Origin of the sequence: Cellvibrio sp. BR (genome assembly GCF_000263355.1) — a bacterium.
In the GTDB taxonomy this organism is placed as follows: Bacteria; Pseudomonadota; Gammaproteobacteria; order Pseudomonadales; family Cellvibrionaceae; genus Cellvibrio.
This window is the reverse complement of record NZ_JH668204.1, coordinates 196,795-222,535: the sequence shown is the minus strand read 5'-3', so window position 1 is coordinate 222,535 and position 25,741 is coordinate 196,795. Positions and strand designations below refer to the sequence as shown.

Genomic DNA, 25,741 nt, shown 5'->3' with positions numbered 1-25,741 from the left:
CAAGCGCGACTTAAACGCGCTGAGCATCTGCCTCTTTTAATGAGGCAGGACAGACGACACTTTAGCGACCAGCGTTTTGCGATCAAAGGGTTTTGCGATAAAACCCGAGGCGCCGGTTTTCATACTCTGCACAACTATGTCTTTCTGATTGGAACCAGACAACATAATTACCGGGGTATTTTTAAAAACTGCAGTAGAGCGTAAACGCTTGAGAATTTCCAAACCACTCATCCCGGGCAATTCGATATCAATTAAAATTAATGCGGGACGCAAGGTTCTTAATAGCGACAAAGCTTCCGCACTGGTTGCGGCAGTCACGACTGAAAACCCCTCCTCCATTAGTATTTTGCTTTGAATACGCCGCTGAAAATCATGGTCTTCAATAACTAATACCGTGCCCTGTTTGCTGGCTTTTACCGTCAGGGTTGCCGCATTGGCCTCGGGCAATAACTCGCGCCGCACCCGCTCTCCCCACAGTGTTAACCACTTGGGCAGCGCATCACCCGCCATGGGTTTGGAAATAAAATAACCCTGGGCATAATCACATTGCGCCGAGCGCACAAATTCCCAATCTTTTTCTGATTCAATGCCTTCAGCAACTACTTTCATCGACAGCCGTTTGGCGAGGTTCAAACTGGTTTCAAACATCACCCGAATCCTTTGGTCAGCCCAGGCACCGGTGACAAAACTTTTATCAATTTTAAATTCATCAAACGGAATATCGCGCAGCTGCGCCAGTGATGAATGGCCGGTGCCAAAATCATCAATCGATAATACAAACCGTTTCAAACGCAAACGCGCGAGGGTATCCAACGTAATCATCGGGTCTTTCATCGCGCGGCTTTCAGTGATCTCCAGAGTGATATCTTTGGTGAGTAAACCGGCATCGGCCATAATTTTTGAAAAATTATCGGCAAACTCCAGTGACGCCAAATTTTCCATAGACACATTGATCGCCATAGGAATGTGCAGTGACAGCGCCTGCCATTTTTTATGCTGCGCTAACGCCTCGGTCAACACTACGCTGGCCAACTGATCGATAAGGTTATTGTCCTCTGCGACGGGAATAAATTGATCCGGCCCCACCAAACCATCGGTGGGGTGATTCCAGCGCACCAGCACTTCCACGCAGCTCACCTTGCCGGTTTTTAGCGACACTATAGGCTGATAGGTATTAAACAACTGGCCACCATTAATTGCAGCCGCCAGGGATTCCGCCGAGTAGTTTTTTAAGCTTGAGGGTATAAATGTAGTTTGCGCACCTAATTGTTTTAACAGCGGTATTATGGCCTCCTGGGTTACGGGTTTTTGCAGATGCCCAAGAATACCAATGTGTCGGGCGGCAATTAATTTTTCTGCACTGATTAGCATTCGTTCATCCTCACCGCTAATCAGAATAATACTGCCTTTAAACGATTCAGAATCCAACTGGCGAACAAATTGAATACCATCCATCTCCGGCATATTTAAATCGAGTAATATCAAATCGATTGGCATTGGTGTTTGTCTCAGCGCATCAAGCCCGCCTTGGGCAGTATCACAACAGGTGACATTGGCAATACCGTTGACATGCAGGATGCGCTGCATAATTTTCAGCATGAATGCATCATCATCAATCACCAGGGTGTTGATATTGGCGAGATCTACCACACTAGCTTCTTGGTTCATTTTGTTTTGGATGCACTGCACCCACTCCATTCGTCCACAAATATTCTATTGATTAACATCAGCACCTGCTCAAATTCCTGCTCAAAGGCAGCATAGGCAGTGGCCAACTCGATGAACTGTTGTTGATTACATTTGTGCTCAATACATTCGCAAATTTTGCCCAGCTGTAATGCACCCACCGCGCGCGACGAGGATTTAAATTTATGTGCACTACTGGCCAGTGCACTGATATCGGAGATGCGAAAACTGGTGGCCATTTCTCCTCGCAGCTGTATGGCCGTTTTTAAATAATCCGCTAAAAACTCCATCACCACCTGCTCATCTGCACCAATTAATTCACGCAACACATTAATATCCAAATGTATATCCTTAACAGCCGGAGAAGCGGAGCTGAGCTGCGCATCTGCAGCGGTGGAAATAGCAACATTTGGTTCAGCAGAAAAATAGCGGTCGAGCATATTTTTTAAATCGTGCAGCAGCGCCGGTTTCACCAAATATTCATTGGCACCAAGCTGTTTGCATTTATCCACCTCTTCCCGCAGGGCATTGGCACTCAAGGCGATAATGGGAATTTTATTGAAGGCGCGATTTGCTGCGCGCACCTTGGCAATCAAGCGGTAACCGTCCATGACCGGCATATGTATATCGGTTATCAAGAGTGCATAGCGCTCAGCAGTGAGCCGATCAAAAGCCTCTTCGCCATTGCTCACCACATCCACCGCGTAGCCGAGCAAGGCCAATTGCCGGGTAATCACTTTTTGATTGGTTTCATTGTCTTCCGCCAAGAGTAATAAACGGTTCTGCGCAAGTGCATCGCTGCGGGCGGGTGGCATAAAATCCTGTTCGTGATAACCGCGTGTCAGGGGCTTAGCAATTGTGATATGGCCCAAGGCGATATTGATTGCCTCAAAAAAACGGCTGCGCCCAAGACAATTGCCATCGATAAAACAATTGCCTTGTTCGTCGCTGCGCAGTTCGCGTCGCTGTCCGCGCCCAATCACCAAACAATGCACACGCGGATTGGCAGGGTGTTTATTAATCGCCGCCAGTGCCGGTGAATACTCAGGAACTTCACCGCACTCATCAATTAATACCAGCCACTCATACTGCGCGTAGTGATGGCGCAACTCGTGCCATTCAATCAGTTCCACCGCGGCCACCGGTATAACCACCGCACCGGATGCGGATAAATATTGCCCCCATATAGCAGACAAGCCGGATAGATCACCTACCACAATGCACAGCAACAAACTAAAATTCGGATTGTTCGCGGGTGTTACACCGGTTGCTGCATTCATTAAAAAAGGAATGCGCACTCTGAATACAGAACCTATGTTCAAGCGGCTTTCCACCACAATTTCGCCCTGCATTAACTCAACCAGGTGGCGCGTAATTGTCAGCCCTAAACCAGTGCCACCGTAATGGCGGGTAGTGGATGCATCGGCCTGCATAAAGGGGCTAAATAATCGCCCCAGTGTTTGCTCCGACATACCAATACCGTTATCGCTAATTGCAAATTCAATAACCATCTCGCCCGCATTTTTTGCGTGCACACTTACACTTAACCTCACTTTGCCAAAAGGTTCCGCGCCGGAAGAAAACTTGATTGCGTTATTCACCAAATTAATCAGTATTTGGCGCAACCGCAATTCGTCGCCCACCAGCGTTTCTGGTAGGTTGGAATCAATAAAAAGCGATAGCTCGACATTTTTATCCAGCGCCATGCGATCCAGTAGCGAGCACACTTTTTCAATACTGTGCTCCAATGAAAAGGGCACCGCTTCCAGTTCTAAACGGCCGGATTCTATTTTGGAAAAATCCAGAATGTCATCAATAATGCTCAATAGTGAATTCGCAGAATCGCGAATAATATCCACCATTTCAATTTGATAACCTTTCAAACTGGTTTGATGTAAAACATCCACCATGCCGATTACGCCGCTGATGGGCGTGCGAATTTCATGGCTCATGGTCGCTAAAAAACTGGACTTGGCTTGATTGGCTAATTCCGCTACTTGTTGTGCGTGTTTAATAGCATCTAATTGTTTTAACTCTTGCTCTGCTTGTTTTGCCTGGGTAATGTCATCCACCACCCCGACAAAAGCCAGCGGTTGTTCCTGCGCATCGCGCAACATGGACACCTGCGCTCTAATCCAAATAACACCGCGTGATTTGGTGAGGCTGCGACACTCCAAGGTAAAGCGCGACACTTCATTTTTATAGAGCGCTTTCAGCCTGGCCTGCATAGCAGGATAATCCTCAGGCAATACAATATCCGCCAAGGTAGTGCGCGACATTTCCGCTGGGGCATAACCAAACAGATTGCAATAGTAAGGATTGGAAAGTAAATATTTTCCATCCAGCGTTGACACCGCAATACCGGTGGCGGCTGCAGAAATAATATCTTTTACCCGATTATGCGCCGCCTGTTCAGAGGCCAATCGCTCGCGCCGCGCATTTAAATTATGCATTGCCTGATGTGCCAACAGACATAGCGCCTTAACGGTTTCTTCAGCGAGTGTACGCGGCACCTGATCGATAACCGCAAGAGTGCCAATTGCAAAACCTTCGGGTGAAATCAGCGGAATGCCCAGATAAAATCGTATGCGCGGATCATTTATCACCAGCGGGTTGCTGGCAAAGCGCGAATCTTTCGCTGCATCTTCCACCACAAAAGGCGTGACGTATTGAATTGCGTGGTTACAAAATGCAATTTCGCGCGGTGTTTCACGCACATCCAAACCATAAATCGATTTAAACCATTGCCGGGTTTCATCCACCAGCGTGAGCACGGCAATTGGCGTTTTACAGATGTGTGCAGCCAACCAGGTCAGCTGATCAAAATCAGCTTCGGGAACCGTATCGAGAATGTCATAAGAATGCAGGCTTCGGAGGCGATGAAATTCATCCATTAGTGGCAACTCTTAATAAAGCCAAGTGAACTGATACTAGCACAGGCCAGTGAGATAGCTTTGCTTAGGCCGAAATATCAAGAGCTATGCAATTTATATAACCGCTAATTTAAAAAATACGAATCGAATGCAGGAAATTATTAATTGATGCGCCAAATAGTGCGCTCAGTTGCCCAGCTTCATTCCTCACCTATACTGAGAAAAATAAAAGTTGCAGCTAGCTGCCGGGAAAAGTTGATGGATAATATTGCCGATAGAGTCAGTGAAAATATCATCACCGCCATTAAATGTGATCAACTGGTGTTACCTACACTGCCGGAAGTGGCGCTGCGCGTGCGCGAAGTGGCCGATGACCCCACGGCGGATATTGAGAGTTTGGCGAATGTGATTAGCTGCGATCCGGCGCTGAGTGCGCGCTTGATTCGGGTTGCCAACAGCCCCTTACTGCGCGCCGGGCGACCAGTCGATAATTTAAATAATGCACTGATGCGCTTGGGCATTGAATACGCGTGCAATATTGCCACCAGCCTCGCGATGGAACAGATGTTCCAATCCACCTCGGACATTATTGATATGCGCATGCGCGATGTGTGGTTTAGCTCCAGCGAAGTGGCGGCTGTCAGTCACGTACTGTGCAAACACTACACCAAGCTGCGTCCGGATCAAGCGACACTGGCCGGCATTATCCATAAAATTGGTGTGCTGCCCATTCTCAGTTATGCAGAAGAAAATCCAACGCTGTTAAATGACAGCATCACGCTGGATAAGGTGATAGAAAAAATTCACGGGCCGATTGGTAGCCTGATTTTAAAAACCTGGGGCTTTAATAAAAACCTGGCGAGCATTCCAGAAGATCACTTGAAATTTTATGCGCAGAAATCGCAACCCGACTACGCCGATTTAGTGACGGTAGCCGTATTGCAGTGCGATTTTTTTAGAGACAACAGAATTTCTGCGTTGGATTTTTCCAGCATTCCCGCGTTTGATCGTTTGGGGTTGGACCCGAATATTGATATTGGCGAATCCAAAGTCCTCGCCGCTGAATTGGAAGCGGCGGTGGATCTGTTGCGCACTTAATTCAGAAAAGAGTTGAAGCAACGCGCACCACAATCAGTGCGCGCTTTTTCCATCCACCAAACGGGTTAATTGCAGCGGATTATTGTCTTGCAGTTCCGGGGGCAACAACGCCGCTGGCAAATCCTGATAACACACCGGGCGTAAAAAACGCTCCAGTGCCGCAGAACCTACGGAGGTGGCGCGCACATCCGTAGTGGCAGGCCAGGGGCCGCCGTGTACCATCGCATGACAGACTTCCACACCCGTCGGCCAACCATTGGCGAGAATACGCCCGGCTTTGCGCTCAAGCAGCGGCAAGAGTTTACGCGCGAAAGGTAAATCGGCGTCTGCCAACTGCAGGGTCGCGGTTAACTGCCCATCCAAATGACTCAATACACTAATCAGTTCTTGTTCATCGCGACAGCGCACCAACAGCGAGGCCGCGCCAAACATTTCTTCATGCAAATTGGCGTTGGTTAAAAAAATCTCCGCACGGGTTGCATAAAGCGCCGCACGGCAAGTATTGGGGGCAGAAGAGCTTTGGCCCCGTGCCAAGGTTTGCACTTGTTTGCTGCCGGCGATGCAGGCAGTGCTGTGCTCGTAGGCATTGTGAATGCCGGGGCTGAGCATAGTCTGGGCAACAGAGTCTTGCAGTGCCGCACTCGCAGCGGCAATAAAACTGTCCAATGCAGGGCTATCTAGCGCCAACAATAAACCGGGGTTAGTGCAAAATTGCCCCGCGCCCATGGTGAGTGATGCGACAAACTGGCGCCCCAATTCATCGCCCCTTTCACTCAGAGCGCCCGGCAATAACACCACGGGATTGAGTGCACTTAATTCACCGTAAAACGGAATGGGCTGCGGCCGCGACTGGGCGATACGCATCAGCGCAATACCACCCGCGCGCGACCCGGTAAAACCGACGGCCTGAACCAGTGGATGTGCCACCAGCGCAGCGCCCACTTCGGCACCGGCACCAAAAATGAGCGAGAACACACCCTCGGGCAAATCGCATTCAGCGACAGCTTTTTGAATCGCATGCCCTACTAATTCTGAAGTACCCGGGTGCGCCGAATGGCCTTTTACAATCACCGGGCAACCCGCTGCCAAAGCGGAAGCGGTATCGCCACCGGCCACTGAAAACGCCAATGGAAAATTACTTGCACCAAATACCGCAACAGGCCCGAGCGGAATACGACGCTGGCGCAAATCGGCACGCGGTAGCGGTTTACGCTCCGGCTGGCGCGGGTCGATACGCGGCTGATTTTGTTCACCCGCTTGAATGGTCGCGGCAAACAAACGCAATTGATTACAAGTGCGCCCGCGCTCCCCTTCCAAACGCGCTTTGGGCAAACCCGTCTCGGCCATGGCGCGCTCAATTAACTGATCACCAATCGCTTCGATATTGCGCGCAATAGTTTCCAGAAAATTCGCGCGTACCGTTGGCAGGGTAGCGCGATAGCTATCAAACGCCTGCTCGGCCAACTGACAGGCACGCGCCACATCATCCGCACTACCTAAATGATAAGCCGGCTGGAGCTGCTCACCGGTTGTGGGGTTAATGGCGTACAAGGTGCCTTTGCTACCCGCCACTTGTTGCGCGCCGATTAACAAATTTCCTGTTAACAATTGTCCGCTTGATTTCATAACAGTAACCTTTATTGAATACGCGCAATCAGCGTTTTTAATTCCGCCATTTCTGCATCGGTTAAATCCGTGAGCGGTGTGCGCACCGGGCCAGCGTCGCGCCCGACTAATTTCATGCCCGCTTTCACAATCGATACCGCGTAACCCTGTTTGCGATTGCGAATATTAATGTAGGGCAATACAAATTCATTCAGCGCCGCATAGACTTTGGTGTAATCGCGCGCGCGCACTGATTTATAAAAATCCAACGCAAATTCAGGCGCAAAATTAAAAATCGCCGAGGAATAAGTAGTCACACCCATTTCCAGGTAAGGCAACGCAAAGGTTTCGGCCGTGGGCAACCCGCCGATGTAGGTGAGGCGATCACCGAGGCGTGCGTAAATGCGAGTCATTAATTCGATATCGCCGATGCCGTCTTTATAGCCGACTAAATTGGGGCAGCGCTCAGCCAAACGCTCCAGCTCTACTTCATCCAAACGCTGGTTAGCGCGGTTATAAACAATCACACCCAGCTTGGTGGATTTACAAATTGCCTCTACATGCGCCGCTACACCGTCTTTGGCCGCTTCGGTCAAATAGGGTGGCAGCAATAAAATACCATCAGCACCGGCGGCTTCCGCTGCTTGGCAATATTCAATCGAGACGGCGGTGCCGCCACCAGCGGGCGCAATTACCGGAATATGTTTGGTTTCTTCCACCGCGGCGCGCACCACACGGTCCACTTCTTTTTGCGTCAACGAAAAAAATTCACCGGTGCCGCCAGCGGCAAACATCGCCGCTGCATCGTGTTTAAACAGCCAGTTCAAATTGGCGCGATAGGCGTCTTCATCAAAAGACAAATCGCTCGCTTTAAAATGGGTGACGGGAAAAGAAAGCAAACCGCTGCCAACTATTTGGGCAAATTCTTTAGGTGAATAACGAGTCACGATGTATCGCTCCGGTAGTGGATAGTAGAAGCAAATTTTCACACCGCAACCCATACCGGTAAAGATTAATTGCTGACTGGGTTAATACGGTTTTTGTATTGATACAAGGTAGGAAAAATAAAATATCAAGTCACAGGCGCAGGGTTAAATAACACCAGCGAATTGTGCAATTTCCACTGCTCCGCCCAGGTTTTTTTGCCACTGGCCACATCGAGCATTAACTGAAAAACTTCCCAACCCATTTCTTCAATAGTTTTTTCACCGTCGGCAATGCGACCGGCGTTTACATCCATCAAATCGTGCCAGCGCCGTGCCAAATCAGTGCGGGTTGCGACTTTAATCACCGGGCATTCTGCCAAACCGTAAGGTGTACCGCGTCCGGTAGTAAAAATATGCAAATTCATGCCGGCCGCTAATTGCAATGTGCCGCAAATAAAATCACTCGCTGGTGTGGAGTTGTACACCAAACCATGGGGAATTTTTTTATCGCGCAAACGTTCGCCGGGCGAGAGCACACCCACAATTGGCGACGAGCCGGATTTAACAATCGAACCCATGGCTTTTTCCACAATATTGGAGAGGCCACCTTTTTTATTGCCGGGGGTAGTATTCGCACTGCGATCCACCATGCCTGCAGCGAGATAATCGTCGTACCACTGCATTTCATTAATAATGCCTTGCGCAACTTCCGCAGTGGCAGCGCGTGAGGTTAATTGATCGATGCCATCGCGCACTTCGGTATTTTCCGAAAACATTACCGTCGCACCAGCGCGCACTAATAAATCCGCGGCAAAACCTAATGCCGGGTTAGCGGTAATGCCAGAGAAAGCATCGCTGCCACCACACTGCATGCCCACTACCAATTCCGACGCCGGACAAGTTTCGCGCTGGCGTTTGTTCAAGCGCATTAAATGCGTTTCGGCCTGACGCATAATCGATTCGATCATGCTCATAAAACCCACGTGCTGTTCGTCTTGCAGGCAGACCACTTGCGGGCCATCAACCAGCGTGGCGGGGATGGTTTCCGGTGGCATTAAGCGTGCGGGCTGCATTTTTTCGCAGCCGAGGCTGACAATCATTACCTCTCCACCAAAGTTGGGGTTGAGTGCAATATTGCGCAGGGTGCGAATAGGAATCGGCGCGTTGGGTGCGTCAATCGCCACGCCGCAACCATAGCTGTGTGCCAAACCCACCACACCATCCACGTTGGGATATTTTGGCAATAATTCTTCACGAATGCGTTTCACCGCAAACTCAACCACCCCGGCAACACATTGCACAGTTTGACTAATGGCTAAAATATTACGCGTGCCTACGCTGCCATCGGCATTGCGATAACCTTCAAAAGTAAAACCACTGAGCGGTTCCCCCACTTCACCTGCGCGAGTAGCGATGGGTAAATTTTCCAGCCCCAACGCAGCGGGCATTTCCAACAAATTTTCATTGACCCAAGCGCCCGCATTAATCGTTTCTTTGGCGCGACCAATCACTACGTTGTAGCGAATAACCGCATCACCTTTGGCGATGTCGCACAGCGCTACTTTGTGCCCCTGCGGAATATATTCGCTAAGCGATAACCCTGTTGCCACTTCAGTTCCCGCAGGCAAACCACCGGCAGTCACCACTACCGCAACGTTATCGGCCGGATGTATTTTGATAAGCAGTTGGGACATGACAAAACCTCGTAAAAAATCGGCACCGAAAATTAATTAACCGGCTCACTAGCAATAGATTTACTCAGGGTGATGCGTTTTATTTCGCCCACCACAAACAGGTAACTAATAATAACTATCGCCGCATGGGCGCCCACATAAGCCAGCGCACCAGCAAAGGAGCCGGTGCTATGCACTATGTAACCAATCACAATCGGCGTAACAATGCCCGCCGAATTGCCAAAAGTATTAAACAAGCCACCGGAGAGCCCGCCCGCTTCCTTGGGTGAGGTATCTGCCACCACTGCCCAGCCCAAAGCGCCAACGCCTTTGCCAAAAAAGGCGAGCGACATAATCGCAATAATTAGTACATCGGTATCCACATAATTACAGGCAATCATGGAGGTGGACATCAACATGCCGAGCACAATGGGCAGCTTGCGCGCCACCGTTAATGAGTAACCTTTTTTCAGGAGACGATCCGAAAACCAACCGCCGGATATGCCACCCAAAAAACCGGCAATCGCCGGTAGCGATGCTAAAAAACCGGCCTGCAAAATATTCATGCCGCGCTCCTGTACCAAATACAGCGGGAACCAGGTTAAAAAGAAATAGGTGAGCGCGTTAATACAATACTGACCAATGTACACACCGAGCAGCATGCGCGAACTTAATAATTCTTTGATGCAGGCAAAGGTATTAACGCTCGCTGTTTGCTGATTGCTGCGGCCACTGTCCAAGTCAACCAACGCGCCGCCCTGTGATATGTAATCCAACTCACTCGCACTCAGTGCCGGATGCTCTTTGGGGCTATAAATCACCTTGCGCCACACAAGCGCCAGCACAATACCCAGCACACCCATAAAAAAGAAAATACTTTGCCAGCCGAAGGAGTAGACCATCCACCCCATTAAGGGAGCAAAAGCGACAGTGGCAAAATATTGTGCAGAATTAAAAATAGATGCGGCTAAACCGCGCTCGTGAGTGGGAAACCAAGCGGAGGTAATACGGCTATTACCCGGGAAGGCAGGTGCCTCAGCGGCGCCCACCAATAAGCGCAAGACAATTAACAGCAACAGCGCCGCACCACCGCTAACAAAACCGACAAACCCCTGCAGCAGCGTAAACAGCGACCAGAGAAAAATACTGAAAAAATAGGTGGTTTTGGAACCGAATTTATCCAGCAGCCAACCCCCAGGTAATTGCGCCAATACATAGGACCAGGCGAAGGCAGAAAATACATAACCCATTTGCAGCGAGGTGAGACCAAGGTCTTTGGCAACATCCGGCCCCGCAATCGCAATGGTTGCGCGATCGGCGTAATTAATGGTGGTAACAATAAACAGCATCGCCAGAATGCCCCAGCGGGTACGCGATGCCGCCGCAATCTTGCTGGTGGAACTAAGCACTGGTGCGCTGCCCATGACTTCTACCTCTCAACGTCTTGGTTTTTTATTGTTAATGTCTTTTTGGTCAAGCGACAAATTCGCACAGTCAATTCTGCGAGCTTATTATTTCCAAATCAAACCAATAGATAAATAAATTGATCCACTTTGAGTATTGATAAATGCCATTAACGAGTTGCTATATCAAATCACCGTGCGGTCACAGGTAGATTCACTACCTCAATCCATGCCGGATTTTTCCCGGTTTGATGAGTGGATGCGAGCTGCAATTCACCGCTATGCGGGTTAATCGCATACACACTTATGCGCTGCGACAACTGCCCCACCACCAACAGAAAACGGCCATCGGGGGTAATCCGGAATGCCCGCGGTTGCTGCTCAGTCGCCCAACGACTAACTGGACTGAGACGACCCGTGTTGCGATTAACCTTGAATCCGGAAATAGTGCTGCTTGTGCGCTCAGAGGCATACAAAAAATTTCCATTGGGTGTGAGATGAATATCCGCCGCCCAGGGCTTTACCCCTTCCGCCAGCACATGGCTTTCCAACAGTGTGGCAGAACCCTTGCTAGCGTTGCGCTGGTACACCTGCACTGTACCGCCCAACTCATTTACCAGATACAAAAAAAGCCCCTGCGCGGAAAACACAAAATGACGCGGCCCCGCGCCTGAAGCGGTATGTAATGCGGGTGTATTCATTGGTACCAGTGGAGCAGATTTAAGTGTGTGATTCACACGAAAATAATCCATACGATCCTCACCCAAGAGCGACACGTAAACAAATTGGTGCTGTGGGTCGGTAGTGATTTGATGTGGATGATTCCCCGCGGGCAAAACCTGCACTGGGGATGAAGGAATTCCCTGCGTATTCAGCGGATAGCTACTAATCGTATTACCGGCATAAGAGACTGCAAATAAATAGCGCCCTGCTGGATCGACAGAAATATTCGCCATGCTATCCGCGACGGGCAGCTTGGCGCGCAACGATAATCCTCCACTGACACCATCAATTCCCAATACGATTAATTGATAAGGTGTAGAGCGAATGGCGGCATAAAGTAGCTGCCGGTCGGGCGACAGCGCCAAGGGCATCACGGCGCCATCAACCGCAAGCGTCTGCTGCAGGTATAATTGACCGCTAGTTTCATTCAGCGCAAATACGGAAATAGTGTGTGAATCAGTGCTAGCAACATAGACAACTGAGGCGGCATAACAAAAAAATCCTGCCGTACTCAACCAGAGCAACAGCAGGCTTTTGATTAACCCGTGTAAATGCAAAGCGCTATTCACCGCTAAATACCGCGCAAAACAAAAACACTCTTTACATAAAACACACTACTCAAAATGTGCCGACATTTTTTGGCCATTAACTTCCACATCAGAGAAAGTAACATTTTTTAAACCGGTAAACTCCATAAACTCACCCGAGGATTTCACCTTGATGTTTTTAAACAATACATCTTGCAGCGGCTGCACTTCCGGAGCGTGGCTAATAAAAAAGGTATCCACTTTATCGACAGTGATATTTTCAAACACTATGTCTTGATAGCGCGAGGGAAAGTTTCCGCCCAAATAACCAGCCACGTAACTCAGATCGAACCAGAACAAATATTTGGCGCTGCCAATCTTCATATTGCGGATGCGCACATGCTCTACACTGCCGCCGCGATCCAGATTGGCTTTTAAACGAAACGCGGAGGTGCCTTTCAAGTAATCATTATCGGTGAAATACACATTTTTAATGCCGCCCGACATTTCGCTGCCTAAACCAACACCATCTTCACCGTCAAAAAGGTTATTTCTAACCACAATATTTTCACTGGGGCGGCCAATGGTACGTCCGTCCAAATCGCGACCGGATTTAATCGCGATTGAATCATCGCCGGTGCGGAAGTGGTTATTCTCAACCAGAATCCAGCGACCGGAATCTATATCCAAACCATCATTGTTGGCGAACATACTATCTACTTTTACACCGCGCACTTGCGCGTGATCGGTATACACCAAATGATTAACCCAGAACGGTGAGTTAAGCGCCGTGTAATCCTGCAACAGCACACGCTCAGCATTGAGAATTTGAATCAGCGATGGACGCAAAAAATGCCCCTCGCCAAATTGCCTTTTTTCCAACGGCACACCATCAAAACCCATTTGACGCAACTTGGCTATATCCGCCGCCTGGTGTTTTGCCCAGCCGAGAAATTCACTTTGTGCATTACCATCAATAGTGCCTTTACCGGTGATAGCCACATCTGTCACTTTGTTAGCGTAAATCAGCGGCGAATAACCGTAAATTTCAGTGCCCTCCCAGCGTGTAAATACCGCTGGTAAATAATGTTTGGTTTGGGCACTGAACAAGAGTGTTGCGCCCTCTTCCAAATGTAAATTAATGCGGCTCTGCAATTCTACCGGCCCATTGGACAACCACTTTCCTGCCGGGATAACAACACGCCCGCCACCGGCTTTGGCGGCGGCATTAATCGCACGCATAATTGCCGGCCGTGCATCGGCCTGCGCATCCGCACTGGCACCAAACGCGGTGATCACATAATCGGTTTGCGGAATTTTAGGGGATTCTATTTTTTTCAGAATCACATCCATTTGTTTCCAGTCAGACTGTTTATAAAAATCTGTTTTGGCCTGCGCCACTGAAACCAACGTACACTGCAGTAACAGCAGCAAAATGGCGGCCTTAATTAATATCATTTTATTCGTCATCATTACCCTTACCTCTTATCAATCACTTAAATGCGGCAATTTCAACACCAGCCAAAATAAATGGCCCCAGCCCGTGAGGGTCATCGGTGCGAATGGCTTCACTGACATAGTACTCAAAGGTGCCGGTGCGATAAGGTTCATTGCCCAGCCCGGCGCTGCCACAGGTATTTTTTAAGTGCATGCGGCCCAGTTCATCAATCTCGGTGTGCCCCTGCACTATGCCATTAAAAATATCCGTCGCAATTTTTTGGTATTTTTGCGGCAAATATTTTTTGTTATAACCCTTGGCAAAGGCGTAGGCAAACATAGCACTGCCCGAGGTTTCCAAATAATTGCCGTAGCGATCACCTTGGTCGGTTACTTGATACCAAAGGTGACTCGGATGCTGAACTTTTAACAATGCCTCCGCCAATTGATTTAACAAACGAATTAACTCCTTACGTTTGGGGTGGTTTTGCGGAAAATAATCCAGGGTATCCACTAGCGCCATAACATACCAACCCATGGAGCGCGACCAAAAATGCGGCGACAAACCGGTTTCTTTATTAGCCCATTCTTGCAAGTGACTTTCGTCCCACGCGTGATAGAGCAATCCGGTTTTTGCATCGCGGGTTTTACTTTCAATCAATAAAAATTGATGGGCGATATCATCAAAGGATTTAACGGGTTCGTTAAATTGTTGCGCGTATTGGGCGTAATAAGGCGCGCCCATGTACAGACCGTCCAACCACATTTGCCAGGGGTAAATATTTTTGTGCCAGAAGCCACCTGCAGTAGTGCGCGGCTGCCATTGCAACTGGGTGCGCAATGTTTGCATGGCGGTTAAATAACGCTGGTCCTGATATTTTTCATGCAGTAAAAATAAAAGTTTTCCAGGATTAATCGAATCGATATTAAATTCGGTAATCGCATAACCTTTTATGTTTCCCTGCGCGTCGATTAACTGATCCACAAAGGTTTTGGCATACGCCAGGTAAACTTCGTTACCGGTTTTTAAATAAAGTTTTTGAAATCCGTACAGCACTAGCGAATAAGGGTAACCCCATTCCGGCTCTTTGAGCTGTTTGAATTCGCGCATAGTCCAGGCTTCCGGGTGGCGCTGCATAATGGACTTGGCCATCAGTTCCGCAGTAGCCAGCGCGCTGTTGTCGGCAGAGGTTTGTGCGTGAACAGAAAGGCAGAGGCTAAACATAGCACCAGCTATTAATAGCTGCGCAGAGGAGAGAAATTTTTTCATGGCGATTGATCCAGGAAATAAAATTTGCAGGAGAACACCGAACCATCGGCAATTGCCAATGGTTCGGTGGATTAATGCAGGAAAATAACGACTAACAAACCTTAGAAGGTCGCACGAAGGCCCAAGCTAATTTCACGACCGGTATTGTTGATCTCGCGCACCAAATTCAGATCGCCACCAGAACTGAGTGGGCCGGTTGTGTAAAGACGTTCGTCCTCTTCCGTCAGGTTAATGACTTCAAGGCTAACTTTGATATTGTCGGTAATATTGTAAAACGCCGACATATCAACACGGGTTGGACCGGTAGTGTTTTCTGAATAGTTTCTGTCGCTGCCTGGAATAGCAGTTACGTAATCGTCGCGACCATTCACCACCACGCGCGCACCAAACTGCTCACGCTCAAAATAAATACCGTAGTTGTAGCTGTTTTCAGACAACCCGGTTAGTGTGCCTTTGATATCACCTGGATACGTGATTTCGGAATCAACATAGGTGTAGTTAGCAAATACACCGAAACCTTCAAGCGCTGCCGGCAAGAAACTAAAAGGCTGTTGATAGGAAATTTCATAGCCATCCAATTTAGCGCCTTCACCATTGATGGGCGTGGAAATATTCCACTCATCATTCATGCTGACACCATTTGGATCAAACGACGGAGAAGCAGGATTGGTTTGTGGATAGGCCGTGCCAATAATAGCTTTCAAGTCAGCTGGCAATAAACCAGACACGGTACTGTTAAGAATAAAACTGTCGATATCTTTGTGGAAGAAAGTAATCCCTAATACTGACTCTTCGGCAAAATACCATTCAAAGCCCAAATCCACCGCATCAGCAATAATAGGATCGAGACCAGGATTGCCCACAGAAATATTGCCATTGATAGGCGTCGCATTTACGGTCGCCGTCATGCTGGACAAATTAGGACGAGATAAATTGCGGTTGGCGCTAAAGCGAATCAGGAAATCCTCCACCACTTCCAACGTGGCGTTAAGTGATGGCAACCACTCGGCATAATCACTGCTGCGCTTGGAGGCAACTCCACCTGCAACACCCAATGATTCCACTTCAGTTTCCACGTAACGCAAGCCAGTGTTCACCATTAATGGCATGCCTGCCAATTCCATACTGCGAGTGTATTCGGCATAAATACCGGCGGTATTTTCGGTCACATCAAAGGTTGACGGATCATTCGGGTTCAAGGTGAATGAACCTGCACCATAAGCTGCTTTGGTAGCCGCAAAATCGTTAATCACAAAATCAGTAGGAAATCCTGCGGGTGGATCAATTGCATCGCCGTAACCCTTGGTCACTGCCGACAAGGTAGTGACTAAATTAGTGCTTGCTGAGGTAATAGGCATAATCGTGCTGGTACCGGAGCCCGTGCTTACCCGTGCAACCGGATCAGTCAAAGACCCCTCAGTTGGGTCGTGGCGCTCAGAGGTGATATTGCGCTCGTTCCAAATCACACCGGTCTTGATGCTTGATTCATCCAAATCCCAGGTCAGATCTGAACGGAAAGTATCGTTCTCGCGCTCTACAATATCTTTACGAATGGTGGGCGCCGTGAAATGGTAGTTGAGTGGATTATTAATATCGAAACCGTAAGTCATTTCTGCGATATCACTGTTCTCGCGGAAATCATAAGAGAAATAAGTCGGGTTCAGACCATTAATCGCTTGGCGACGCGGTGCGTCCGCATTGGCATAAGTGGGGTTGAGCGCATCAAGGTTAAAACGATACTGCTCTTCGTCATGCACCACTGCCGCATTACCAAACATCACATCCAATTTTAAATTGTCGGTTAAGTCAAATTTACCAGAGAGCACCACCTGCTCAAATTCGGTATCACTGAATTGGCCGCGACTTTCTACGCGCGGTGTCACACCGGTAAATTCGCCCGCAACGGCGACACGGCCCGCCTCATCCAATACAATACTGGTGGGCGTAATCGAACCAAAAGTATTACGGAATTGCGCAAAGAAATTGTAGGAAGAAACTTCAGTTTTCAGATCAGACTTTAAATAGTCCAATGTGAATTCCATGCGATCAGTTGGGCGGAACTGAAATGAACCTGTTACGCCTGTGCGTTTTTGATCGGTATTAAACGAGTCCATACGCGGCAAGCGCGGGAACAACATGTAATCCAATGATTCGCTTGTTACTTTAGTGTCTGCAGGGTTCAACTCTGGATAGTTAGCCAATGGATCGGGGGTACCGGTAATCGCCACCGTCGAATCATCACCCACAAAACTTCTATTGGAGTTATCAAACGCCGAGGTATAACGCACAGTACCAAAACCTTCCTGACGAATGTTGCGCTCGGACTGGGCAAAACTGACCAATACACCAAATTTATCATCAGCAAAAGTATTGCTCGCCATTGCAACAATACGCGGGTCATCTTCACCGGTTAAATTATCCACCGCCATGGAACCGCCAATTACCGCGTGCGGACCAGGGTTATCAAATGGCTTGGCGGAATACAATTCTACGGTTGATGCCAAACCGCCCTCTTCCAATGAACCCTTGGAGGATTTATTCAAAATAATTTTGTTAAATAATTCTGATGCAAACACATTAAAGTCAAATGAACGACCGCGATTTACACCGCCGGAAGAATCCAACCCACCAGTACTGGAAGGCACTTCCATACCATTTAATGTGGTAGCAGAGAAACTTGGGCCAAGGCCGCGCACGGTAATATTTCTACCTTCGCCACCTTCGCGGGTAATAGCTACACCGGGCACACGCTGCAAAGATTCAGCGAGATTCAGGTCGGGCATTTTGCCCATGTCTTCTGCCACAATGGCATCGACATTATTTGCGGATGTTCGCTTGGTATTCAGTGCATTAGCCAAGCTGGCGCGAAAGCTGCCAGTAACTACGACTTCTTCCAGTTGATCGTTAGATGCATCCTGCGCAAAACTGGTTGCAGGCAATACACTGGCAGCCATCGCCAGCACGAGCGGATTTAGGGTAAACTTTCTCATAGAAACTCCTCGCTGTTTTTTTAATTTGGATAATGTATTAATTTTATTCCTATTATCCATTGCCGCTTCTTCGATCTTATTTTTATAACCGCGTAACACTTGAACTTCCGCCACTGACGATAAATTCAAAAATTTGTAGCTGGATATTTTTATGGTGAGCTAAATAGCTCAAAAAAGATTAGTTGATAAAAATACAATTAGAAAAATTATTTTTTACTGCTATCGCACTGAATAAAAAGCCCACGCCTCTTTACAGAAGCGCAGGAAGTTCGCTATGAGCGAAGATAGTCGGATAATACTGGCGCCGGATTGTGGTTGAACATATCCACCTCTCATGGGTTGAGCTGGGCAAGGCCAATTATTGCGGCATGATTTGATAAGAGAGTCGCGTAATTTATTGCTATTAACGTCGCTTCAAACCACCCGCTGATGTGACTGATTCTGAGCGCATGTTATTCACGAATCAAATCAATCACTAGATAAAACGATTTAATTCATGTATCAATCGTGGCGCGCGAGGCAACAGCTGAATCAGCTTTTGAATTCTGGTAACACCTCCTGCAGAAAAGTCTCCAGTGCTGGGTTGTTGTTGTCTTTGCGGTAGCTGTAAACCATCTCCACCGGCTTGGGCGGCGTAGTGATCACCTGGCGCAGCAGTATTCCCTCAAAATGCAAACTGGAAGCCGACTTGGGAATCAGCGCCACACCAATGCCCGACTGCACTAGCGCCAACATGGTATGCATTTGCGCCACATACTCTACGATTTGGGGCAGCACGTCCTCGCGCTGAAAGCAGCTGGACAGCAGGTTGTGAAAATAGCGCGCCTCATAGGGTGAATACATTAGGAAGGGTTTTGACTGAAGGCACGTCAGGTCAGGCTCGGTTGGCCAGAGGTCAGCGTCCTGCTTGGGGATTGCCAGGTAAAGCTCCTCTCCGGCAAGAAACACGGTTTCCAATTCACCATCATGACTGTGCGGGCGCACCAAACCAACATCCAGCACCCCAGCATGCAGCGCCTCCAACTGGGCGCCGGTCACTAACTCCTTGAGCGTGAGGGAGACGTCGGGCGCCAGTTCACGCAAGCGCCGCACCATGGCCGGCAGCAAGTGATAACCAAAGGAGGCGGTAAAACCAATAGAGAGCGAACCTTTCTCGCCTTTTGCATTTCTGCGCGCCGTTGCCGCTGCCTCCTCGGCCAACCGCAGAATACGCGCTGCGTCCGGAAAAAAAGCTTTGCCTGCCGCCGTTAACCGCACCGTGCGACTGGTACGCTCCAGCAACTGCGCACCGACATGATGTTCCAATAGGCGAATCTGCCGGCTCAAGGGAGGCTGGGTCATATTCAGTCGCTCTGCCGCCCGACTAAAGTGCAATTCTTCGGCTACCGCCACAAAACACCGCAACTGACTGATTTCAAACATCGATTCATCTTCCGCATTAATAAATACAAACTAATGCCATGTTTAGATGGGATGAGACCAAAATGCAAGTTACCACCTGACGACAAACAAACACACCTATCCCGAAAGAGTGGCGCCCGTGACCTCACCACTAGCCGCAAGTTTCTATTTTGTTACCCTTTACCCACCGACGAATCTGCACACAAATTTTCACCCGCAAACCATAAATTCATGCTTGAAAAAAATAACTACTGGAAAATTAATTAGCAAAAAGTTTTTAACTTTTTTAGAAAAAAAATTTTTAGTAAATCACCTGATCAAATCTGAAAAACAGCAAAAAATAAAAATTGATTTACGCGCCAAAATAAAATTTTTAGCGACAAAATAATTTTTTCGTGAATTACTGCACCGGAATTACTCACATTTTAGTGGACTAGCGCACAATTTTTTGTATGATTTGCAAGCAACATGCGCTTCGCATACAAGTACCCTTCTCCACTAGTTCAAATAATTTTGGAATGCGGGTACGAACAACAAAAAATCATTAGTAAAAAAATATAATTAAAAAGTTTGACCGAGCTGTGAGAGCCAACGCGTTTATCGCGCGCAATGCCCCGTAAAACGATTTTGTTCTGTCGCTTTACAACCCTCATCGACCAACCACGATCGTTTTTGTGCCTGCACAGAGCGCAGTGGTTTCTATTGCCTTAAAAAAACCGTTTTGCTTTTAGCTGCGAATTTTTATTTTTCGCTTTTTGAACAAATCAAAACGTTAGCGCAATCATTTCACCCGCAGTGATAGTGATTGATTCAAAAACAACAATAGAACAGCGGATTGGCCCATGAAAACCCTAATTATTTATGTTCATTTAATTGCTGCCTGTGTGGCGGTGGGCATTTTATTGATACAGGATTTAGCGTTGGCAAAAACCCGTGGCCGCGCTTTACCAAGCCAAGCGATTGACGAATTGCAACGCGCGGCAAAAATAATTTCGCTCGCCTTGGTTGTGCTGTGGATTTCTGGATTAATGCTGGTGGTAATTGGCTATATAGACAATCCGCAAGAGTATTTATTAAATCAAAAACTCTGGGCCAAGTTCACCGTGATAGGAATTCTTACACTCAATGGTATAGCGTTACATCACTTCAGTTTTCCGCGCGTGGTATCCAGCCGTGGCATTTTGGGGTTGGGCAATATTGAAAAAACATTAGTCATTTTTACTGGGGTTGTCTCCAGCGTTTCCTGGTTGTTCGCTTGTTACTTGGGTATTGCACGCCCATGGAATTACACCGTTGATTACAGCTTTGTGATGTTGGTGTATTTCTTTTTGCTCGCCCCAGCGTGCATTGTCGGGCAGACATTTATTCATTCATTACCACCGTCGAAAGGAGGCGGAAATAATAATCGCCCGGAGCCGCCGCTACTTACCGACTCAATTCAGCTCACTAAACGAATTTCAAAAACCTGATGAGCCTACCGTTTTTTTTAACAGTTCAAACAGCGAGTGCAACAACTGTTTGGGCGCTATTTACCCGTCGATTAATTGGCAGTTGCGTGGGGTTTCAGCAGCTGCCGGTTATTGAAGGCCCCTTGCCGGGTTCGCCCGACATTCACTTAAGAGGAAAACACCATGAGTAGTTTTACCGCCTCTGCGATCACCCCGCGCCCACGGGGCAGGGTTACCCGATCGCTCTGCCTGCTGGGGTTCAGCCTGGCAACTGTTGTACTGTCAGCCAAGGTGTATGCTGGCTGTCAGTATGTAGTCACCAACCAGTGGAATAACGGGTTCACTGCCGCCATTAGAATAACCAACAGTGGCACTAGTACGATCAATGGCTGGAATGTGAGCTGGCAATACAGCGGTGACAATCGCCTGACCAGCAGCTGGAATGCCAACTACAGCGGCACCAACCCCTACTCCGCCTCCAATTTGAGTTGGAATGGCAGTATTCAGCCAAACCAAACAGTAGAGATAGGCTTTCAGGGCAGCAAAGGCAGTGCAGCGCCTGAAGTACCGCAGGTAACTGGTGCCGCATGTGGTGCCGCTGCGTCGTCAGCAAGTAGCTCTTCCGCAGCATCTGTCAGCTCCAGCCCAACGCCGGTTTCTTCCAGTTCTTCGTCGCTGTCGAGCAGTATGACAACCAGCTCGTCTTCATCGGCGGTAAATCAGGCAGCGTGGGATCTCAATAGCAGCGCCTCCTATCTGAATTTTGTCACCACTAAAAATACCCACAACGTGGAAGTTCACACCTTCACAACCTTGACCGGTGTCATTGGCAGCGATGGCTTGGCAACCGTGACGATCGACCTGAACAGCGTCAGCACCGGTGTTGCCCTGCGCGACCAACGAGTGCGCGATTTGCTGTTTGAAACCGCCAGCTTCCCCACCGCCACCATTTCTGTCGCCGTACCGGGCACACTGCTCAGCACATTAGCTTTGGGGCAAACCACCCAGACCGATGTGAGCGCCAATATCAACTTGCATGGCGTGAGCTTTCCGGTGACTACCCGGGTATCGGTACAGCGCCTGTCCAATTCGCGCATTTTGGTGCAGAGCATGGCCCCGGTGTTAACTCGTGCGGGTGATTTCAACCTGACTGCCGGCGTGGAAGCCCTGCGTGCGATTGTCAACTTGACATCGATCAGTGCGGCAGTGCCTGTGGACTTCGCGCTTGTTTTTGACGCGCGCTAATTGGAGGCTAAAGAGAAACCATTATGAAAAACTTACGTAAACTCTCCGCGCTCTCCCCATTCGGTTTAGCCCTTGCACTGGCAGTGCCAGCAACAGCGCAAAACCTATGCGATGTTTCCTACACAACAACCAATAGCTGGGGCAGTGGTGCGCAAATTGCCGTCGCCGTCAAAAATAACGGTGCCGCAGTGACTAGCTGGCAGCTGTGCTGGACATTCAATGGCAGTGAAACTATTGCCAACCTGTGGGATGGAACCTTCACCGCCACCGGCAAAAATGTGTGTGTCAACAACGCCGCCTACAACGGCAACCTGGCAACTAATGCCAGTGCACAGTTTGGTTTTGTGGTGAATAACCCCAGCACCCAAGTGCCCACCGCCTTTACACTCAACGGCGCAAGCTGTAATGGCAGCACTCCGGTAAGCAGCAGTTCAAGCAGCATTGCACCCAGTAGCTCCAGCAGCTCAAGTAGCAGTGTTGCGCCATCGGTAGCGGCGCGCTGGCTGTTGGATGCCACCAAGTCCAGCTTCCACTTTGTTGCGGTTAAAAACACCAACACAGCGGAAACCTTTACCTTTACCCAACTGCAAGGCACGGTGGCGACAAGCGGTAACGCAACGCTGACCATTCCTCTGGCGAGCATTTCAACCGGGTTTGATATTCGCAATACGCGCATGCAAAACCTGTTGTTTGAATCCAGCTACCTGCCCAGCCTGCACTTTACAACGCAGCTGGATATGAGTGCGTTGGATGCCATGGCCGTAGGTGCTATGCAGGTACAAACCTTGACCGGTAATTTGATTCTGCATGCGGTAAATAAACCGATCAGTTTCGATGCCACCATCATCAAACACAGCAGCACCAGCATCAGTGTGTCACCGCGTCGCCCTATAGTGGTCAATAGCGTTGATTTTGAACTGAATGCCGGTGTTGAAGCGCTGCGTGTGGTTGCCAATTTGAGTGCAATCGGCGAGAAAACACCGGTGTACTTCAAGATGTTCCTCACCCGTGACAACCCCACCAACATTGCCGCGATCACGCTGCCAACGGCACCTGCCGCACCGGCCAGCTTGATGGGTAACCTGAGCCAGGTTACCGGCGAAGCGACGCTGACCTGGGCGGATGTGAGCAACAACGAAACCGGCTTCCTGATTCGCCGCAAAGGCACCGATGGCCGCTGGACAACCCAAAGCAATCTGACCGCCAATAGCGCAAGCTTCATGGAGAACCTGCTCTCTGCTTACGGCAGTTACGATTACAAGGTAATTAGCTACCGCGACAGTGTGCCTTCAGTGGCTAGCAACGCCATCAATCTGGTCTACTCCAACGGCCAAAGTTCTTCCAGCAGCTCCAGCGCTACCAGCACTAGCTCACTCAGCTCCGCCAGCAGCTTGTCCAGCAGTTCGAGCTCCAGCAGCTCAAGTGGGAGCGGTGAAATTATTGGCGACGCCAGCCGCGGATCAACCCTGTGGAATACCCAAAGCTGTGTAGCCTGTCACGGGGTAGATGGAGAGAAAAATGCCAACGGTACGCCAGCAGCAGCACCGCTGAACCCGAACCGCTCGGTCTATCGCCACAGTCAGGACAATCAGGATCGCAGCCTGCGCGACTTTATTGCCATGTGGATGCCACAGACCGACCCAGGCAGCTGTACCGGCCAATGCGCAGCGGATTTGGAAGCCTATATCTGGACCTGGCGCAGACCGTCTGACGGCATTCCGGACAATCCGGTATCCAACTTCAGCTGCCCAAACACCGGCCCAACCTACGGCCAACGCACCCTGCGCTTACTGACCAAAAACGAGTATCAACGCTCGGTACGCGACTTGGTGGGTTACACTCAGGATGTCATTTCACGTTTGCCCGACGACTTTATCGCCGGCTCATTCATGAACAACAACACCCTGATCGTGGATAAAAACCGCTACACCAGCTACATCTCTACCGCCGAACGTATTGCTACCGATGTAGCAAGCCGCTGGAACGCAGTATTGGCCTGTAGCCCAAGCACCACTTGCGCCGACAAGCTGGTGAACGAACTGGCACCGCGCATTTTCCGCCGCCCATTAACAGCCGATGAGCAAACCGCATACCGCGGCGTTGCACGCGGCACCACCGGTGGCCGTACAGTAACCGAAGGAATGGAAATCGCACTGGCCGCGATGTTGTCGTCACCACAATTCCTGTACCGCTCTGAGTTGGGCACCGCCAGTGGCGGCGCTTACAAGCTGGACGGCTATGAGATGGCGACCTTCATGAGCTACACCTTTACCGGCACCACCCCCAGTGCAGATTTGCTGGCGGCTGCTGGCCGTGGCGATTTGAATACAGTGGCTGGCGTGCGCCAACAGGCGGCACTGCTGCTGAACTCGGCCAATACCCGTGTATTGCTGGGCGACTTTGTGAACCGCTGGTTGGGTACCGAACAGTTGGAGATCAAAGAGAAGAGCGGTGTAACCGACTTTGCCACTCTGGCCAACGACATGAAGCTGGAATTGGGTAAAAACTTTGCCCAGGCCATGTTGGGCAGCGGCTCCAGTTTCGCCTCGCTGTACAACCCCAGCTACACCCACGTGAACCAGCGCCTGGCCAACCTTTATGGCTTGCCCTACAACGCCAACGGCGCCGATAGCGATGGCTTCGTCAGCACCGCAACCAGCGACCGCGGCGGGATCTTGATCTCTGGCGCCTTCCTGTCACGTTACGCCAGTGCGACCGATGCCAACATGGTCACCCGTGCCGTTGCCCTGCGTCGCCGGATGATGTGTCAGGACATTCCAGAACCACCATCAGGTGTGAGCCTGGACCGAGAAGCATTGGCTGCGCGTGATAAAGAGTTCTTTGAGAACCCGCACACCACCCAGCGCATGATCTTTGACCGCATCACCTCTGGCACCAGCTGCTCCAACTGCCATGGCGAGATCATCAACCCACTCGGCGGCGGCATGGAGAACTACGACAGCCTCGGTCGCGTGCGTTCAGTTGACCTGAAAGGTAATGCGATTAACGCGGCAGGCACCTTCTTCTCGCCCTACCCGCAATTGCAGTTCCTCAACGACCCGGATCGCGTGATTTACTCGCCAGCCATTCAATTTAATGGCGGTAAGGATCTCGCGCGCACAGTGGTAGAAGACCCCATGGTATCGAGCCTTGCGCAAAGCTGTCTGGCAACCCAGTTTGTCAGCTACAGCACCGGTATCCATTCGATCTTCCTGATTGATTCAACAAGGGATGTTGGCTATTCGCGCATCAGTAAAGCGGAAGAAGACGCTTATCGCTGCGACATTGCCGACCTGACCAATGTACTGAGCACCAGTGGCCCAAGGGCAATGCTTGAAGAAATTCCCGCATTGGATTCTGTGATGTACCGGCAGGAGTGGGCGCGCTAATGCGCGCCCCTCACACTCATCGCCTTGTTAACGAATTGGAGTAAATA

The 25,741-nt window shown here is 49.5% G+C and carries 16 protein-coding genes; 5 read left to right on the top strand and 11 right to left on the bottom strand.

The genetic code is table 11. The features are described 5' to 3' along the window. Window positions 1-36: 36 nt before the first annotated feature. Both O59_RS16820 and O59_RS16815 read right to left on the bottom strand, forming a co-directional pair. On the bottom strand, window positions 37-1,668 hold the full coding sequence (locus O59_RS16820; RefSeq protein ID WP_157152615.1) for an EAL domain-containing protein: 1,632 nt from the start codon (window positions 1,666-1,668) through the stop codon (window positions 37-39). Next, window positions 1,665-4,580 carry an ATP-binding protein gene (locus tag O59_RS16815; protein WP_007644747.1) on the bottom strand — a complete coding sequence of 972 codons (2,916 nt, stop codon included), beginning with the start codon at window positions 4,578-4,580 and terminating at the stop codon, window positions 1,665-1,667. The genes O59_RS16820 and O59_RS16815 overlap by 4 nt, the downstream gene beginning before the upstream one ends. A gap of 237 nt (window positions 4,581-4,817) precedes the next feature. Here O59_RS16815 and O59_RS16810 point away from each other — a divergent pair, with 237 nt between their 5' ends. Then, on the top strand, window positions 4,818-5,657 hold the full coding sequence (locus O59_RS16810) for an HDOD domain-containing protein (RefSeq protein WP_007644745.1): 840 nt from the start codon (window positions 4,818-4,820) through the stop codon (window positions 5,655-5,657). Window positions 5,658-5,690: 33 nt separating this feature from the next. Here the strand turns inward: O59_RS16810 and O59_RS16805 are convergent, their stop codons facing one another. From O59_RS16805 to O59_RS16765, 9 genes are all read right to left on the bottom strand, one after another. After that, window positions 5,691-7,283 carry an aldehyde dehydrogenase (NADP(+)) gene (locus O59_RS16805; protein ID WP_007644743.1) on the bottom strand — a complete coding sequence of 531 codons (1,593 nt, stop codon included), beginning with the start codon at window positions 7,281-7,283 and terminating at the stop codon, window positions 5,691-5,693. Window positions 7,284-7,294: 11 nt separating this feature from the next. Beyond that, window positions 7,295-8,209 (bottom strand): 5-dehydro-4-deoxyglucarate dehydratase, encoded by a 915-nt coding sequence (gene kdgD, locus O59_RS16800; protein ID WP_007644741.1) that lies wholly within the window; start codon window positions 8,207-8,209, stop codon window positions 7,295-7,297. Between the two features lie 125 nt (window positions 8,210-8,334). Then, entirely contained in the window at window positions 8,335-9,882 is a 1,548-nt protein-coding gene (gene garD / locus O59_RS16795; RefSeq protein WP_007644740.1) for a galactarate dehydratase, read from the bottom strand. A gap of 32 nt (window positions 9,883-9,914) precedes the next feature. Then, complete coding sequence (locus tag O59_RS16790) at window positions 9,915-11,285, bottom strand: MFS transporter (RefSeq protein ID WP_007644739.1); 1,371 nt, start codon at window positions 11,283-11,285, stop codon at window positions 9,915-9,917. A 170-nt stretch (window positions 11,286-11,455) separates the two neighbouring features. Then, window positions 11,456-12,556 (bottom strand): beta-propeller fold lactonase family protein, encoded by a 1,101-nt coding sequence (locus O59_RS16785; protein ID WP_007644737.1) that lies wholly within the window; start codon window positions 12,554-12,556, stop codon window positions 11,456-11,458. Window positions 12,557-12,601: 45 nt separating this feature from the next. Beyond that, on the bottom strand, window positions 12,602-13,987 hold the full coding sequence (locus tag O59_RS16780; protein WP_007644736.1) for a glycoside hydrolase family 28 protein: 1,386 nt from the start codon (window positions 13,985-13,987) through the stop codon (window positions 12,602-12,604). Between the two features lie 19 nt (window positions 13,988-14,006). Then, complete coding sequence (locus O59_RS16775) at window positions 14,007-15,221, bottom strand: glycoside hydrolase family 105 protein (protein ID WP_007644735.1); 1,215 nt, start codon at window positions 15,219-15,221, stop codon at window positions 14,007-14,009. 101 nt (window positions 15,222-15,322) lie between these two features. Continuing rightward, complete coding sequence (locus O59_RS16770; RefSeq protein WP_040393265.1) at window positions 15,323-18,211, bottom strand: TonB-dependent receptor; 2,889 nt, start codon at window positions 18,209-18,211, stop codon at window positions 15,323-15,325. Window positions 18,212-18,742: 531 nt separating this feature from the next. Beyond that, on the bottom strand, window positions 18,743-19,633 hold the full coding sequence (locus O59_RS16765) for a LysR substrate-binding domain-containing protein (RefSeq protein ID WP_007644733.1): 891 nt from the start codon (window positions 19,631-19,633) through the stop codon (window positions 18,743-18,745). Window positions 19,634-19,751: 118 nt separating this feature from the next. Between O59_RS16765 and O59_RS16760 the strand changes: the two genes are divergently transcribed. The 4 genes from O59_RS16760 to O59_RS16745 all read left to right on the top strand — a co-directional run bounded on the left by O59_RS16760 (window position 19,752) and on the right by O59_RS16745 (window position 25,694). Then, the gene (locus O59_RS16760; RefSeq protein WP_040393215.1) at window positions 19,752-20,000 is read left to right on the top strand and encodes a hypothetical protein; all 249 of its coding nucleotides are present in this window, start codon (window positions 19,752-19,754) and stop codon (window positions 19,998-20,000) included. A 454-nt stretch (window positions 20,001-20,454) separates the two neighbouring features. After that, window positions 20,455-21,081, top strand: a complete 627-nt coding sequence (locus O59_RS16755) for a DUF2214 family protein (RefSeq protein WP_007644731.1) — start codon at window positions 20,455-20,457, stop codon at window positions 21,079-21,081. Between the two features lie 162 nt (window positions 21,082-21,243). Beyond that, window positions 21,244-22,305 carry a cellulose binding domain-containing protein gene (locus O59_RS16750; protein ID WP_007644729.1) on the top strand — a complete coding sequence of 354 codons (1,062 nt, stop codon included), beginning with the start codon at window positions 21,244-21,246 and terminating at the stop codon, window positions 22,303-22,305. 23 nt (window positions 22,306-22,328) lie between these two features. Further along, window positions 22,329-25,694, top strand: coding sequence for a DUF1592 domain-containing protein (locus O59_RS16745; RefSeq protein WP_007644728.1), 3,366 nt, complete (start codon window positions 22,329-22,331; stop codon window positions 25,692-25,694). The last annotated feature ends 47 nt before the right edge of the window (window positions 25,695-25,741 follow it).